The following is a 15,327-nucleotide window of genomic DNA, read 5'->3' as shown; positions in this document are numbered from 1 at the left end:
TAGGCTCGACAGATGGCATTGTTCTCGCGCCGCCCGAAGAAGCCCGCCGAGTCGTCCTCCGAGCCGTCGTCCGACGCTCCGGTCGAGGAGCCTTCGGTCGGGGAGCCTTCGGTCACGGAGCCCGCTGCGGACGAGGCGACGGATGCCGCCGCCTCCGTCTCGATCTCGGTCTCGTCGTACTCGGGCCTGGGGGCGGCGCCCGCAGCATCTCGGCCCGTCTCGGCGGATGAGCCCCCGGCCGAGGCGCCCAGCCAGCTGCCGCGCATCGGGGTCCGCGAGTGGATGCGCACCGCGCCGGCGCAGACCGAGACCGTCCCCGGGCTCCGCGACAACGTGCTGCTGCGCGACGCGCTCGGGCGGGTCGGCGACGCGCCGGCGTCGCAGGCGCTGCTCGACGTCGCGCGCCAGCTGATGCAGGGCCACGTGTTCTTGCGCGTGAAGGGCGACGCGCGCACCCTGCTCGCCGAGGGCAAGCCGCTGCCGCTCGGTGTCGCCAATCTCGGCGACCGCGTCTTCGCGCTCGCCTACTCCAGCGGGGCGGCGCTGCAGGCGAGCCTCAGAGCCGACGGCGACGCCGACACCTCCGCGATGGGCCAGCCCGTCCTGACCGTGCTGCAGCACGTGTTCGCGAGCAACTACGACGGCATCGTGCTCGACCCGGCGTCGACGCCCTCGCGCGCCGTGCTGCCGACCGAGCTCCTCAAGCGCGCCGTCGAGCAGGCCGACCCCGAGCTCACCGTCAAGACACTGCTGGCTGGCGAGCGCACGCCCGAGGTGTCGGTGCAGGTGGCCGAGGCGCTCACGCGCGTGCCGCTGTGGGTGGCCGCCGGGCTGGCCGAAGGCGGCGCCCCCGGCCTCGCCGAGGGCCGCACTCCCGATGGAGAGCGATTCCTCGAGGTGTATTCGCATCCGCTCGAGGTGGCGGTCATGGGTCGGGGCGACAACGCGGTGCCCATCACGGCGGCGCAGCTCGCGAAGGCGCTGCGCTCGGACGACGGCATCAACGGGTTCGTCATCGATCCGGCCGGCCCCTGGATCCGCCTCACGCGCGACGAGCTCGCGCCCGTGCTGGCGCTCGCCGAGTAGCGGATTCCGGCGACTCGCCAGAAACCGCGGCTTGAGGGGCCCGTTTCTGGCGACTCGCAGGCACCCACGGGCGCGGGTCCGGCTGACGATCCGCCAAGATCCGCTGCCGACCGGCACAGAATCTGGCGACTCGCCGAAATCGGATGGGGCGGGCACCGCCGGGGCAGGTGACGCATGTCGGCGCGGGCCGCTAGCGTCGGAGGATGGCGTCTGAGCGCATCACCCTCACCGTTCCCGGTCCGGACGGCGACCGCGAGGTCGGCCTGTCGAGCCCGAACCGCGTGATCTGGCCAGAGCTCGGCATCACCAAGCACGAGCTGGCCGACTACCTCATCGCGGTGCAGGGCCCGTTCATCGCCGCCAACGGCGACCGCCCGGTGTCGCTCGAGCGCTTTCCGGAGGGTGTCGACGGAGAGCGCTTCTATTCGAAGAACCCGCCCAAGGGTGCGCCCGCGTTCGTCGAGGCGCAGACGGTCACCTACAACAGCGGTCGGCGGCATCCGCAGCTCATCCTCACCGAGATCGCGGCCGCGGTCTGGGCCGTGCAGATGAACACGATCGTCTTTCACCCGTGGGCCTCGCTGGCGGCGAACACCGACAACCCCGTGGAGCTGCGGATCGACCTCGACCCGCAGCCGGGGACGGACTTCGCGGATGCTGCGGCCGTCGCGCCCGCGATGCGCGACGTGCTGGCCGAGGCGGGGCTGACCGCGTTCCTCAAGACGAGCGGCAACCGGGGGATCCACGTGTTCTGCCCGATCGAGCCGGAGTGGGAGTTCCTCGAGGTGCGGCACGCGGTCATCGCTGCTGGGCGCGAGCTCGAACGACGCATGCCCGACAAGGTCACGATGAACTGGTGGAAGGAGGAGCGCGGCGAGCGCATCTTCATCGACTTCAACCAGGCCAACCGCGACCGCACGATGGCCGGCGCCTACAGCCCGCGTGCGCTGCCCACCGCGACCGTGTCGACGCCGCTCACCTGGGAGGAGCTCGCGTCCGGCGTCGATCCCGCCGCCTTCACCGTGCGCACCGTGCCTGCGCGCCTCGGCGAGGTCGGCGATCCGTGGGAGGGCCTGCTCGACAAGCCCGGACGCATCGACACGCTGCTGGAGTGGTGGCAGCGCGACCTCGACGCCGGCCTCGGTGAGCTCAACTTCCCGCCGGACTTCCCCAAGATGCCGGGCGAGCCGCCGCGGGTGCAGCCCAGCCGCATCAACCCCGAGAACTGGCCCAAGGCCGAGGGCTGATCGGACGCTTCCGTCTCGCTCGTCCGGCCGCCACCGCCCAGCCCGCGCTCAGCACGCCGACGGTGCGGTGGCGGGAGTGCTCGGGCAGGGGACGGTCGCGGACGGGATCGAGCGGCGTGCGGGCGTCGCCCGGAACAGGCGCGCGAGAGAGAACCGCCCGCGTGTACGGGGGATCTCTGCCACGCGTCGTTCGCGCTGCGCGAGGATCAGTGCGTTCTCGCGGGCGACCGTTGCGGCGCGCTCGTCGGCGATGACCTGGGCGGTGTAGAAGGACATGATCTCTCCTGTGTCGGAAGATGCCTCCGCCCGGAGCGCCGCTTCGAACCGCGGAACCGTTCTGGGACGGGTATCAGACGCTAACCAGGGGTTCCGACATTCCATGCCCGGCGCGGCCCACGGCGTCGCCGCACCTCCCCGCGCGGGCCGAGCCGGCCGCGTCAGACCAGCACGTCGGCGAGGTCGTACGCGGCGACGACCTCCAGCTGCTCGTACGTGCAGGAGGCCGGATCGCGGTCGGGGCGCCAGCGCTCGAACTGCACGGTGTGGCGGAACCGCCAGCCTTCGAGCTGGTCGTAGCGCACTTCGAGGACGCGCTCCGGGCGCAGCTTCACGAACGACGAGTTGGCGCGCCCCGCCTGGAACCGCGACTTCTCGCCCTCGCCCCTGACGGCCTCGCCCTCGGCGTCGCGCACGACGAGGGGCGCGAGCTCGTCGATGAGCTCGAGGCGGCGCTCGTTGCTCCATGCCGCGACGCCGCCCACGGGGTACAGCGTGCCGTCTTCGCCGTAGAGGCCGACGAGGAGCGAGCCGACCCCCTGGCCGGACTTGTGGATCCGGTAGCCGAGCGCGACGACGTCGGCGGTGCGCGCGTGCTTGATCTTGAACATCGTGCGCTTGCCCGGTGCGTACGGCTGGTCGAGCGGCTTGGCGACGACGCCGTCGAGCCCGGCGCCCTCGAACTCCGCCAGCCAGCGCCGCCCGAGGTCGGCGTCGTCGGTCGCCCGGGTGACATGCACCGGGTCGGGGACATCCCGCAGCAGTTCGACGAGCGCGGCGCGGCGGGTCGCGAACGGCTCGCGCTGCAGGTCGCGGTCGCCGATCGCCAGCACGTCGAAGGCGATGAACATCGCCGGCGTCTGCTCGGCCAGCATGTTCACGCGCGATGCCGCGGGGTGGATGCGCTGCGACAGCGACTCCCAGTCGAGCCGGCGGCGCCCGTCGCGCTCGACCGGCACCACGATCTCGCCGTCCAGCAGACACGGCTCGGGCAGCAGGCGCGCGAACGCCTCGACCAGCTCGGGGAAGTACCGGGTCAGCGGCTTCGCGCCGCGGGATCCGATGACCACCTCTGTGCCGTCCCACGACACCAGGGCGCGGAAGCCGTCCCACTTGGGCTCGTAGCTGAGCCCGCCCGGCACCTTCGCCGCATCGGGCACGTCGGGCACGGACTTCGCGAGCATCGGCGCGGGGATGTCGTACGGCATGCGCACCATCCTGCCGCGCGTCGCCGACATCCGCACCGTCTCGCTGCGGAGAAGCGGATGCCGCGGCCCTTGGTCCGCGGCATCCCTCACAGGCTCGCGGAGTAGAGCGCGGCGGCCTCTGCGCGGTTCGTGGCGCCGATCTTCGCCAGGATCGCCGAGACGTGCACGGAGGCCGTCTTCGGACTGATGAAGAGGCGCTGTCCGATCTGCGGGTTCGTGAGCCCCTCGGCGATCAGCTCGAGCACCTGCAACTCGCGCGGCGTGAGCACGGCCACCGTGCCCGAGCCCGTCGCGGGTGATGCGCCGCCTGCTTGTGCGGCGAGCTCCGTCGCCCAGCGGCCCACCCGCGCGGCCCCGTGCCCTGGCGCCTCCGCTGCGACGCGCGCGAGCAGCTGGAGCGCCTCTTCCCGCTCGCCGGCGGCGATCAGCGCCGTCGCGAGCCGGCACCGCGCCTGGTGGTAGTGCCACACCGGCATGAGATCGTGCTCGATCGTCGCCGTGACCGCGCGCCAGCGCGCCACCCGCTCCGCCGCCGGAGCGTCTTCGGCGTCGGCGAGGGCCGCCGCGGCGAACGCGGCATAGGCCTGTGCCGCGTCGTGTTCGGGCGCGGCGGCGATCGCGGCGCGGATCCGCGCGTGCACGGCGGCATCCGCGTCCACTCCGAGGGCGAGCAGTGCCGCGGTCGCCATGCCGTAGCGGCGCACGGCGGGGGAGCGGTCCTCGTCCTCGGCGGCGGCGACGACCTCGGGCAGCAGCTCGCGCGCCGCCGCCCGATCCAGGGGCCCCCGAGCGCCGAGCATGGCCTCCGCCCGTTCGATCGTCCACCAGCGCGCCTTGCCCGGGTGCTCGCGCACCGTCTCGTCGATGGTGGCGCGTTCCGCGGCGAGCATCTCGGCGCGCTCGTCCGCCCGGTCGTCCCAGTCATAGTGCGAGGCGAGCAGGCGATAGACGGATGCCTTGCCATGGGTTCCGAGCAGCCGCCGCGCGCGCTGCGACGCGGCCAGAGCCTCGGCGGGCCGGCCCGCCGCGAAGAGCGCGAACGAGAGGGGATGCGCGATGGAGGCGCCGGAGCCGCGTTCGATCCCCGCGCGCGCGACGTCATCGTAGTGCTGGGTGCCCACGACACTCGCCTCGTGGAAGCGGCCGATACGCAGGAGCATGTCGGTCAGCGCGCCTCCTGCGTAGGCGCGCAGCGGCGGCTCGACCGGCAGCGTGACCGCGCGCTGCAGGGGAGCGATCGCGCCGGGCTCGTCGTCTTCGTCGCCGGCGATCCGCCACGCTTCGACGGTGAGGGCGACCGCGAGCGCCTCGGCGTCACCTGCCTCCTCCGCCAGGGCGATGGCGCGCGCCGCGTGCGCGGCCGCCGTCTCGCCGTGCGAGCCGTGCGCGAGATTGGTCAGCGCGCGTGAGAGCAGGATGCGGGCAGGCGCCTCGTCGATGCCTTCCAGCAGCGCGACCGCCTGTTCGATGTCTTCGGTGCGGCCGCGGTTCTCGAGGTTGAACGACTCCACGTACCGCTGCCGCAGCAGCGCGGCGCGCACGACCGCGTCGTCGGGGCAGACGGCGAGGCCTTCGTTCGCCGAGCGCAGGGCGCGCTCCGTGTCGCCCAGATCGTGCCACGCCTGCGCGGCGTCGAGGTGCAGGGCCGGGAGGGTGGCGCCGGCGCGCGCTGCGGCATCCGGCACCTGGTCCCACAGCTCGGTCAGCCGTTCGGCCAGCTTCGCCCTCGTGGCCGGTGAGAACCGGGTGCGGGAGTGCCGGAGCGCCTCGACGGTCGCGTCGAACGCGGCCGGCAGGTCGCGGGCCGCGAGCCAGTGCTCGGCGACCGCGGACGAATCGTCCGGGGAGTCGCCGCCCTGCGCGCGCAGGTGCTCGGCGTACCGGCGGTGCACCCGTACGCGCTCGCTCGGCAGCATCTCGCCCTCGACGGCCTCGCGCGTGAGCGCGTGCCGGAACGTGTAGCCGGCGCCGTCCGCGAGGATCACGCGGGTGTCGATCGCCTCGCGGACGGCGGCGTCGAGCGCCGTCTCGTCCAAGGCTGTCACCGCCGCCAGGAGGTCGTGCTCGACGTGCATGCCGCCGGCGGCCATCGTGCGCACCACCTGCTGCGCGTCGTCGCCCAGCCGCGCGTACCGCGCGAGCACGAGGTCGCGCAGCGTGTCGGGCAGCGCGCAGTCGCCGACGTCGACGAGCTCCTCGACGAGGAACGGGATGCCGCCGCTGCGCTCGCTGAGCGACTCGACCATGCGCGGGTCGAGGCCCGCCGCGAGCTGGGCGACCTGCTCCGCGACCTCGTCGCCGGTCAGCGGTCGCACCTCGACGCGGACGACCGACCGCGTGCGGTCGAGCTCCGCGAGCACCGGGCGCAGCGGGTGGAAGCGGTCGATGTCGTCGGAGCGGTATGTCGCGACGATCGTGAGCCGTCGACCCCGGAGGGTGCTGGCCAGGGTCTTCACGAGGGCCATGGTGGCGGCATCCGCCCACTGCAGGTCTTCGAGCACGACGACCAGGTGCCGCCGCTGCGAGAGCTGCTCGAGGAGCACCTCGATCGCCTCGGCGAACTCGCCCGCCGGTTCGTCCGTGTCGGCGGGCTCGGCCGAGATGCCGGGGACGAGGGCCGCGAGGCTGGCGATCACGGCGGCCGAGCCGGCCGCCTCGCGCAGCGCATCGGTGCCCACCGCGGCGTGCAGATCGCGCAGCACCCGCCGGATGGGGCCGAACGGGGCGCCGATCGGGCCGAGGTCGACGCACTGCCCGAAAGCGACCACCGGGGCGGTGCTCGCCGGACCGGGGTCGCCGAGAGGGTCGCGCGCGACGAGGGAGAGGAACTCCTGCACCAGCCGCGTCTTGCCGACACCCGCCTCGCCGCGCACGATGGCCGTGCGCGGCACGCCGCCGGCACCGTCGTCGAACGCCTCCAGCAGCGCCGCGAGCTCGGAGTGCCGCCCGACCATGCGCGGGCTCGAGGGGAGTGCGGGCATGGTCATATCGTGGCACCTTCCCGGCCCGCCCGGTCGGCCCCAGCCGTCTCGGCGCCGCCGCGTCGGTGCCGCGTCATCGCGCGGCGACGACGGCGGAGCGGCGGGCGTGGCGGGTGTGGCGGGCCCGACGGTCGAGACCGTGCGCGGCGGTCGAGGCGTCGGCCTCGCCGTCCTGCGCGTCGCGCAGGGCGCGAAGCTCACGGATCTCGGCCTCGCGGCGGAGTTCCGCGGTGCGGTGGGTGTGGAGCGTCGAAGCGAAGAAGGTCGTGTCGTTCATGATGCGTCTCCTGTCGGGTGACCCGCCTTCCGGCCGGTCCGTCTTACAGGAACGACTTTCGTCTCTAAGGGGGGTGCTCCCCATCGGGCGGATGCCCTATATCCGCCTCAGGAACGCCTCAGATCTGGATGCCGGAGCCTCAGGCGGCCGTGATACGGTGATGAAACCGACCAGCCGGTATGTCGCAAGGAGGCGCCATGACCATCGACCGCTTCGACGGCACCGCAACGCTCGTCACCGGCGCGAGCCGCGGCATCGGATTCGCGATCGCCCAGCGCATCGTCGACGAGGGCGGATCCGTCGTCATCACCGGCCGCAAGCAGGAAGCGCTCGACGCAGCGGTCGCCGAACTGGGCCCCGCTGCGAGCGGCGTCGCCGGCCGCTCCGACGACGCCGAACATCGCGCCGCGGTCTTCGCGCACATCGCGGAGCGCCACGGGCGTCTCGACCACCTCGTCAACAACACCGGCATCAACCCGGTCTACGGCCCGATCGTCGACATCGAGGCGGAGGCCGCCCGCAAGATCCTCGAGGTGAACGTCGTCGCGACGCTCGACTGGACGCGCTCCGCGGTCGCCGCGGGGCTGTCGCGCTCCGTCGTCAACATCGCCTCGGTCGCCGGTCTCGGCGCGAGCCCCGGCATCGCGTTCTACGGCATCTCGAAGGCCGCCCTCATCAACCTGACCGCCCAGCTGGCGTACGAGCTCGCCCCCGCCATCCGGGTCAACGCCGTGGCGCCTGCCGTGGTGAAGACCGCGTTCGCCCGCGCGCTGTACGAAGGCCACGAGGACGAGGTGTCCGCCACCTACCCGCTGCGCCGCCTCGGAGAGCCGGACGACGTCGCCGGGCCCGTCGCGTTCCTCCTGTCGCAGGACGCCGCGTGGATCACGGGCCAGACGCTCGCGATCGACGGCGGTGCCGGCATCCGGCCCCTCGCCTGACGTCGCGACAGGATGAAGGCATGAAGGATTCCCACGTCGCAGACGACGTCGCCCGCGCCGCCGTCGACCTCTTCGCCCGGCAGGGCTACGCCAACACCAGCGTGCAGCAGATCGTCGATGCGGCCGGCGTCACCAAAGGCGCGATGTACCACTACTTCGAGTCCAAGGACGACCTGCTCTTCGGCATCTACGAGCGCCTGCTGACGCTGCAGAAGGCGCACCTCGACGAGATCATCGCCCGCGGCGGCGCGACCGAGGACGTGCTGCGCGCCGCCTGCGTCGACGTGCTCGAGACCTCGATCGACCACATGCAGGAGGGCGCGGTGTTCTTCCGCAGCCTCAACATGCTGTCGGCGCCACGCGCGCAGGAGGTCACCCGCCGTCGCCGCGCGTACCACGACGAGTTCGCCGAGCTGATCTCGCGCGGGCAGGCAGAGGGACGCTTCCGGACGGACATCCCCCTCGCGATGCTCGTCGCCCACTTCTTCAGCGACGTGCACTACCTGTCGCACTGGTACTCGCCCGAAGGCCCCGAAGACAAGACGCTCGTGGCCGAGCAGCTCACCGATCTGTTCCTGACCAGCCTGAGGAGAGTGGATGCCGCACCCTGACATCCGGGGTGACGGACGCGATCGCGCGCCGGCAGTGCGGCGCCTGGCCCGCTGAGCGGATGCCGGCGGCATCCGCTCAGCGCTCGCGCAGCTGTGCGCGACCGAGGCTCGCCAGGTGCACCTCATCGGGTCCGTCGGCGATGCGCAGCGACCGGATTCCGGCATACAGCTCGGCCAGTGGCGTGTCGGACGAGACGCCGGCGCCGCCGTAGAGCTGGATGGCCCGATCGATGATCTGCTGCACCGCCCGCGGGACGGCGATCTTGATCGCCTGGATCTCGGTCATCGCGCGGCGGTTGCCGACGGTGTCCATGAGCCAGGCGGTCTTCAGCACGAGAAGACGCAGAGACTCCAACTGGATGCGGGCCTCGGCGATCCACTCCAGGACGACGCCCTGCTCGCCGAGCGTGCGGCCGAAGGCGTGCCGCTCCGAGGCGCGCGAGGTCATGAGCGCGAGCGCGCGCTCGCCCATGCCGAGCGCCCGCATGCAGTGGTGGATGCGACCGGGGCCCAGACGCGCCTGGGCGATCGCGAATCCTTCGCCTTCGCCGGCGATCAGATTGCCCGCCGGCACGCGCACGTCGTCGAACGCGATCTCGGCATGTCCGCCGTGGTCGCGGTCGTCGTAGCCGAACACGGTGAGCGGGCGGACGATCCTCACGCCCGGGGTGTCCCTCGGCACCAGGATCATCGACTGCTGACGATGACGGGCCGCGTCGGGGTCGGTCTTGCCCATCACGATGAAGATCGCCGCATCCGGATTCATCGCGCCGGTCGACCACCACTTGCGACCCGTGACCACGTAGTCGCGGCCGTCGCGCCGGATGCGCGTGCCGATGTTCGTGGCGTCCGACGAGGCCACGTCGGGTTCGGTCATGCAGAACGCCGAGCGGATGCGGGCCTCCAGCAGCGGCGCGAGCCACTGCTCCTGCTGCGCCGGGGTGCCGAACTCGTTCAGCACCTCCATGTTGCCGGTGTCGGGTGCGGCGCAGTTGAACGCGACCGGCGCGAGGCGAGGGCTCCACCCGGTGACCTCTGCCACCGGTGCGTACTGCAGGTTGCTGAGGCCGGCGCCGCGCTCGCCGGGGAGGAACAGGTTCCACAGGCCACGGGCGCGAGCCTCGCGCTGCAGGTCGCGCACGATCGGGCGCACGCCCCACTCGTCCGGCGTCGCAGCCAGCTGCGCATCGAGCTCGGGCTCGGCGGGCAGCACGAGCTCGTCGACGAAGGCGCGTGCACGATCCGTGTACTGCGCGGCCGTGGTGTCGGGGGCGAAGTCCATCAGTGCACCTCCGTGCCGGCGTCGAGGGTGCGTCTGCCGAGTCCGGCGAGCGGCTCGACGAGCGCGCCCATGCGCTCGAACCCCTCGCCGACGGTGGCGCCGGCCTGATAGCGGTAGTGGATGCCCTCGAGGATCACCGCGAGCTTGTATGCGGCGAACGCGCGGTACCAGCGCAGGTCGGGTACCGCGATGCCGGCATGGTGGGCGTACGCGTCGACGAGCTCGTCGAAGCTCGCGTAGCCGGCATCCTCATCGACGGCGCTCGGCACGGCGCCCGTACCGCCTGGGAGCTCGGCGATGTTCCAGTACAGCGCGAGGATCCCGAGGTCGACGAGCGGGTCGCCGAGGGTCGCCATCTCCCAGTCGAGGATCGCCGAGATGCGCGGGCCGTCCGGGCTGTCCACGACGAGCGCGTTGTCGAGGCGGTAATCGCCGTGCACGATCCCGCTTCGCGTGGAGCGGGGGATGCCGGCCGCCAGGCTCTCCTGCAGCGCCCCCAGCTGCGGTGTCTCGCGCGAGCGCGATGCGTCCAGCTGCCGGCGCCACGTGGCGAGCTGTCGCTCGAGGTAGCCGTCGGGGCGGCCGAAGTCTCCGAGGCCCACCGTCACCGGATCGACCGCGTGGAGGTCGGCGAGGCGCCGCGCGAGCTCGAGGCTCAGCCGGCGCAGGGCGGCCGGCGCGTACGGGTCGTTCTGCGCGCGACTGGCGAGCACGAGCCCTGGCGACCGCTCCATCACGAAGAACACCGTGCCGGTGATGCCCGCATCGGCGGTGTCGTCCACCACGTCGATCGCGCGGGGCACCGGAACGGGTGTCGTGGCGAGCGCGGAGATCACCCGGTGCTCGCGCCGCATGTCGTGCGCGCTCGACAGCACGTGGCCGAGCGGAGGCCGGCGCACGACGAGCGGGACCGCCGCCCCGTCGACGGCGTAGGTGAGGTTGCTGCGCCCGCCCGCGATCACTGTGGCGCTGAGGTCGCCGCGGGCGAGATCGGGGTGCGCCTCGGCCAGCCAGCCGGTCAGGGCGGCGGCATCCAGTCCCGGAACTGCGGTCATCGTCGACCCTCTCCACGTCCCGTCGTCGGGCCGTGACGCGAGCATACCGGATGGTCGGTTTGATCATGATGCGGGCAGCGACCCTTCCTGACGCCACGTGCGGACGCGCTGCGGCGCTGTTGTCAACCGTCGCCGGCGCACGCGGCGGCCTCACTAGCCTGGCGCCATGGCAGTCACGGAGCTCTGGCTCGCCCGGCACGGCGAGAGCATCGGCAACGTCGCGGCATCACGGGCGGAGGCGGAGGGCCTCGACGTGATCCCGCTGGACGTGCGCGATGCCGACGTGCCGCTGTCGAGCACCGGCAGGGAGCAGGCTCTCGCTCTCGGCGAATGGCTCGACGAGCATCGCGAGGAGCTCGACGCGTATTGGGTCTCGCCCTACGCAAGAGCGCGCGAGACGCTTGCGATCGCGCTCGGCGCCGACGGTCCGGGCACGGCGGAGGTCGTCGTGGACGAGCGGATCCGCGATCGCGAGCTGGGTGTGCTCGACCTCCTGACGCGCCGGGGAGTGGAGCGCCGGCACCCGGACGAGATGGCCCGTCGGCGTCACCTCGGCAAGTTCTACCATCGGCCGCCCGGAGGCGAGTCCTGGGCGGACGTCGCGCTGCGGTTGCGATCGTTCCTGCGCGATGCGCTGAACGGGCCAGAAGAGCGGGCACTGCTCGTCGCCCACGACGCCGTCGTGATGCTGGTCCTCTACGTGCTGCTGCCGATGGGCGAGGAGGAGCTGCTGGACTTCGCGACGGACCACACCGTGCTGAACGCCTCGGTGACGCATCTCATCCGTGTCGACGACGGCTGGCAGCTGGCGGCGTTCTCGGATGTCGCGCACCTGCGGCGCGAGGGCGCGGACGTCACCGCACACCCGGGGAGCCCCGATGTCGAACCGCGTTGAGCCGGTCACCCCCGGACTGCTGCGCGCCTGGGGGCTGCCCAGCGCCGGCGAGTCGAAGAAGACGCGCGGCGACGTCATCGTCGTCGGGGGGTCGCGCAGCTCGCCGGGTGCCGTCCTTCTCGCCGGTGAAGCGGCGCTGCGCGTCGGCGCCGGCCGGGTCGGGCTGGCGGTGCCGCGGTCGATCGACGCCCAGGTGGGCGTCGCGCTGCCCGAGGCAGGCGTCTTCGCGCTGCCGGAGAACGCCGACGATCCCCTCGACGAACGCCTCGCGGAGCGGGTGTCGAAGGCGGACGCGATCCTGGTCGGCCCCGGCTTCGACGATCCCGAAGAGACCCGCGCCACGCTTCTCGCCGTCGCCGCGAGCAGCCCGCGTCGCGTCGTGCTCGACGCCTACGCGCTCGGAGTGCTGCCCGAGATCGACCGGGCGGCGCTGCCGGATGCCCTCGTGCTCAGCCCCAACAAGGACGAGGCCGGAATCCTCCTCGGCCGCGAGACGGTTGGCGATGACGACCCCGACATCCCTGAGATCGCCCAGCGCTTCGCCGCCGTGGTGAACTGCTACGGACTCGTCGCTGCACCAGGCGGCGACGCCTGGCTCGTGCGCGAAGGGGGCGGCGGCCTGGGCACGTCGGGAAGCGGCGACGTGCTGGCGGGCGCCATCGCCGGCTTCGTCGCCCGCGGCACCCCGATCGAGCGGGCGGCGGTATGGGGCGCGTGGGCGCACGCGCGGTCCGGAGCGCGGTTGACCGAGCGGCTCGGACTCGGCTTCCTCGCCCGCGATCTCGCGCGAGAGCTCACCCCGACCATCCGCGACACGTTGCGGGGCGTGGCTGAGGAGGGGACAGGCGGCCGGTGACGGCGGACCGCCGCTGCCTATCCTGCGGCGTCAGGTGTCGAGCTGCTCGCGCAGCAGGCGCGCCAGCTCGGCGGTGGGGGTCGAGCGCGGGAACACCGCGATGACGACGTCGTCGCCGCTCGGGGCCGCGTCGTCACCGGGCAGCACGCCGAAGCGCCGGCGCGCGTCGTCGAGCGCCGCGCGCAGAACCGAGACCGGCACCTTCTTGGGGCTGCGGATGAGGCGGCGCAGCACATGGTTGTGCACGGCGGTCACGAGTGCCGCGAATCCGACGGCGTCGAGCGGGTCGAGTCCGGGGAGCGACGCGCGAAGGTACTCGTCGAACAGCCGCTCGTAGCGGAACACGGTGACGATCTCGCGGTCGCGCAGCGCCGGCACCTGGCGCACCACCTGATAGCGGCGGCGCGCGAGCTCGGGGTCGGCCGCGAAGTGCGCGTAGACGAGGATGGATGCCTCGCACACGGCCGCCCACGGATCGCGATGCTGCTGCGACAGGAAGTCGCGCAGCATGTCGAGCAGCTCTTCGTGGTCGGTGAAGACCACGTCGTCCTTGCCCCCGAACTGGCGGAAGAACGTCGAGCGCGAGACGCCGGCGGCCTGCGCGATCTGCTCGACGGAGGTCTGATCGAAACCCTGCTCGGCGAACAGCTCCAGCGCCGCGGCCACCACGGCGGCACGCGAAGCGGCCTGGGCGGCGGAGAGGCCCTGGGCGGAGGCGGTGTCGGTCATCTTGAGGAGAGCCTAGTCCGAGGAGTGCGGGCGCCGGTGGAGCGTGTCTATGCGCACGCCACCTCAGCGCGGGCGCGGTGTCAAGCGGGTCGACGCGGCGCGCGCGGATGACTTGAGTGAGGCAATGACGCCGATCTGGAAGCGCAACCCCGACCGTGTGAGCGGCACCCCCTTCGAACCCGGGCGCCGCCGCGACGTGCTGGTCGTCGGGGCCGGGCTCACGGGGCTCGCCACCGCCCTCATGCTGCGCCGCGACGGCAAGGACGTCGCCGTCATCGAGGCGGGCGAGGTGGGCGAGCTCGCCTCCGGCGCGAACACCGGCAAGCTGACCGTGCTGCAGGGGTCCGTCCTGTCGAGTCTGCGCCGCCACCACCCGGCGCGCCTGGTGCGGGCCTACGTCGAGGCGAACCGCGACGGCGCGCGCTGGCTGACGGGGATCGCGGACGAGCTCGGGGTGCCGTACTCGCGTCGCACCGCCTACTCCTACGCGCAGACCCCCGAGGGTGTCGAGTGCGTCGAAGCGGAGCTGCGCGCCGCGGAAGAGGCCGGCCTTCCTGTGCGGCGGGCGGCGGCCGACGAGCTCGCGCGGGTGCCGTTCCCCGTCTTCGACGCGGTCGCCCTCGACGACCAGGTGGCGATCGACCCGCAGCGGCTGCTGGTCGCGCTGGCGCGGGAGTTCCTCCGCATCGGCGGCGTGCTGCACACCGGGGTGCGGGTAACGCGGGTGCACGCGGTGCCCAAGGCGGCGATCGAGACGACCGCGGGCTACGCCAGCGCGACGCAGGTGGTGGTCGCCACGGCGACGCCCATCATCGACCGCGGGCTGTACTTCGCCAAGGTGCGCGGACTGCGCTCGTCGTGCGTCGCCTTCCAGACCGAGGGTCAGGTGCCGTCGGGCCTGTTCATCTCGGTCGACGGGCGCACCAAGTCCGTGCGGTCGGTGACCGCGGCGGACGGCCCGGCGGACTCGGCCGGTCTCATCGTGGGCGGGGACGGGTTCGCTGTCGGGCGGGTGACGTCGGTCCGCGCCGAGATCGACGATCTGGTGGCGTGGGCGCGGGAGCACTTCCCGGATGCCGCGCCCGTCGCCTCGTGGTCGGCCCAGGACTACCAGTCGCACGACCTCGTCCCGTTCGTCGGAGCGATGCCCCGCGGGCTCGGCCGCATCCGCTTCGCCACCGGGTACGCCAAATGGGGCCTGTCGAACGCGCCCGCGGCGGCGCAGCGGATCACCGCCGAGATCGGCAAGGTCCCGCACCGCGAGCGACCCGACTGGATGAACGTGATCTCGACGCGCTTCACCGTGCCGGCCGACCTCGCCCGCGGCGGCGTCGAGAATCTCCGCGTCGGCTGGGAGGCGGCATCCGGATGGATCGGCGCACAGACGATCCCCACGCCGATCCGCCGCCCGGCCGACGGCGAAGGCGTGGTGGCCAACCGCGGCGGGCATCCGGTCGGCATCTCGACGGTGGACGGCCGCACGCGAGCGGTGAGCGCGGTCTGCCCGCATCTTGGCGGCGTGCTGCGCTGGAACGATGCCGACCTGTCGTGGGACTGCCCGCTGCACGCCTCGCGGTTCACCGCCGACGGACAGCGCATCGAGGGGCCGGCGCTGTGCGACCTGGCACGTCTGCCGCGCATGCCCGGCGAAGAGGTGGAAGACGCCGACGCCCACCCCGTGAGCAGCGGCGGCGCGTCGCTCCCGTCAGAACCGGACAGCAAGCGGTAGTAGGCTGGGGGATTGGTCGATATCTCGACGTCGAGACGCTTTTGAGCGTCGTCCCCACCCCATTCGCCACCTGCGAAGGAAACAACTGTGGATCTGTACGAGTACCAGGCACGAGACCTTTTCGAGAAGTACGAGGTGCCGGTGCTCGCCGGCA

At 72.6% G+C, this 15,327-nt stretch carries 14 protein-coding genes; 7 read left to right on the top strand and 7 right to left on the bottom strand.

Features of this window, described 5'->3' with window-relative positions; genetic code table 11:
* The first annotated feature begins 12 nt into the window (after positions 1-12).
* Both ACTHNQ_RS10950 and ligD read left to right on the top strand, forming a co-directional pair.
* Positions 13-1,086, top strand: coding sequence for an SseB family protein (locus ACTHNQ_RS10950; protein WP_440333398.1), 1,074 nt, complete (start codon positions 13-15; stop codon positions 1,084-1,086).
* 203 nt (positions 1,087-1,289) lie between these two features.
* A complete protein-coding gene (gene ligD / locus ACTHNQ_RS10945) occupies positions 1,290-2,333 on the top strand; it encodes a non-homologous end-joining DNA ligase (RefSeq protein WP_440333397.1) in 1,044 nt (347 codons plus the stop codon).
* 48 nt (positions 2,334-2,381) lie between these two features.
* Here ligD and ACTHNQ_RS10940 read toward each other — a convergent pair whose 3' ends face one another.
* The 4 genes from ACTHNQ_RS10940 to ACTHNQ_RS10925 all read right to left on the bottom strand — a co-directional run bounded on the left by ACTHNQ_RS10940 (position 2,382) and on the right by ACTHNQ_RS10925 (position 7,075).
* Positions 2,382-2,609 carry a hypothetical protein gene (locus ACTHNQ_RS10940; RefSeq protein ID WP_018171708.1) on the bottom strand — a complete coding sequence of 76 codons (228 nt, stop codon included), beginning with the start codon at positions 2,607-2,609 and terminating at the stop codon, positions 2,382-2,384.
* 161 nt (positions 2,610-2,770) lie between these two features.
* Positions 2,771-3,817 carry an ATP-dependent DNA ligase gene (locus ACTHNQ_RS10935; RefSeq protein WP_440333396.1) on the bottom strand — a complete coding sequence of 349 codons (1,047 nt, stop codon included), beginning with the start codon at positions 3,815-3,817 and terminating at the stop codon, positions 2,771-2,773.
* A gap of 86 nt (positions 3,818-3,903) precedes the next feature.
* A complete protein-coding gene (locus tag ACTHNQ_RS10930; protein ID WP_440333395.1) occupies positions 3,904-6,798 on the bottom strand; it encodes a helix-turn-helix transcriptional regulator in 2,895 nt (964 codons plus the stop codon).
* 73 nt (positions 6,799-6,871) lie between these two features.
* Positions 6,872-7,075 (bottom strand): hypothetical protein, encoded by a 204-nt coding sequence (locus tag ACTHNQ_RS10925; RefSeq protein ID WP_440333394.1) that lies wholly within the window; start codon positions 7,073-7,075, stop codon positions 6,872-6,874.
* A 197-nt stretch (positions 7,076-7,272) separates the two neighbouring features.
* On the opposite strand from ACTHNQ_RS10925, the gene ACTHNQ_RS10920 reads away from it, so the two are divergent.
* Both ACTHNQ_RS10920 and ACTHNQ_RS10915 read left to right on the top strand, forming a co-directional pair.
* A complete protein-coding gene (locus ACTHNQ_RS10920; protein ID WP_440333393.1) occupies positions 7,273-8,016 on the top strand; it encodes an SDR family oxidoreductase in 744 nt (247 codons plus the stop codon).
* A 20-nt stretch (positions 8,017-8,036) separates the two neighbouring features.
* A complete protein-coding gene (locus tag ACTHNQ_RS10915; protein ID WP_440333392.1) occupies positions 8,037-8,627 on the top strand; it encodes a TetR/AcrR family transcriptional regulator in 591 nt (196 codons plus the stop codon).
* A 76-nt stretch (positions 8,628-8,703) separates the two neighbouring features.
* Here the strand turns inward: ACTHNQ_RS10915 and ACTHNQ_RS10910 are convergent, their stop codons facing one another.
* Both ACTHNQ_RS10910 and ACTHNQ_RS10905 read right to left on the bottom strand, forming a co-directional pair.
* Positions 8,704-9,909: an acyl-CoA dehydrogenase family protein gene (locus tag ACTHNQ_RS10910; protein ID WP_440333391.1), complete on the bottom strand. Its 1,206-nt coding sequence runs from the start codon at positions 9,907-9,909 to the stop codon at positions 8,704-8,706.
* Positions 9,909-10,964 carry a phosphotransferase family protein gene (locus ACTHNQ_RS10905; protein WP_440333390.1) on the bottom strand — a complete coding sequence of 352 codons (1,056 nt, stop codon included), beginning with the start codon at positions 10,962-10,964 and terminating at the stop codon, positions 9,909-9,911. Before ACTHNQ_RS10905 ends, ACTHNQ_RS10910 begins: the two co-directional genes overlap by 1 nt.
* Positions 10,965-11,130: 166 nt before the next feature.
* On the opposite strand from ACTHNQ_RS10905, the gene ACTHNQ_RS10900 reads away from it, so the two are divergent.
* Together ACTHNQ_RS10900 and ACTHNQ_RS10895 are read left to right on the top strand one after the other, a co-directional pair.
* The gene (locus tag ACTHNQ_RS10900) at positions 11,131-11,859 is read left to right on the top strand and encodes a histidine phosphatase family protein (protein ID WP_440333389.1); all 729 of its coding nucleotides are present in this window, start codon (positions 11,131-11,133) and stop codon (positions 11,857-11,859) included.
* Entirely contained in the window at positions 11,843-12,715 is an 873-nt protein-coding gene (locus ACTHNQ_RS10895) for an NAD(P)H-hydrate dehydratase (protein ID WP_440333388.1), read from the top strand. Before ACTHNQ_RS10900 ends, ACTHNQ_RS10895 begins: the two co-directional genes overlap by 17 nt.
* 30 nt (positions 12,716-12,745) lie before the next feature.
* On the opposite strand, the gene ACTHNQ_RS10890 is transcribed toward ACTHNQ_RS10895, so the two are convergent.
* Positions 12,746-13,444, bottom strand: a complete 699-nt coding sequence (locus ACTHNQ_RS10890; protein ID WP_440333387.1) for a TetR family transcriptional regulator — start codon at positions 13,442-13,444, stop codon at positions 12,746-12,748.
* A 124-nt stretch (positions 13,445-13,568) separates the two neighbouring features.
* Here ACTHNQ_RS10890 and ACTHNQ_RS10885 point away from each other — a divergent pair, with 124 nt between their 5' ends.
* Entirely contained in the window at positions 13,569-15,173 is a 1,605-nt protein-coding gene (locus ACTHNQ_RS10885; protein WP_440333386.1) for an FAD-dependent oxidoreductase, read from the top strand.
* Positions 15,174-15,327: the final 154 nt, after the last annotated feature.

This window comes from Microbacterium sp., assembly GCF_051953575.1.
Taxonomy (GTDB): domain Bacteria; phylum Actinomycetota; class Actinomycetes; order Actinomycetales; family Microbacteriaceae; genus Microbacterium.
Note: the sequence above shows the minus strand (reverse complement) of the source record. Positions and strands in the feature narration are given on the sequence as shown.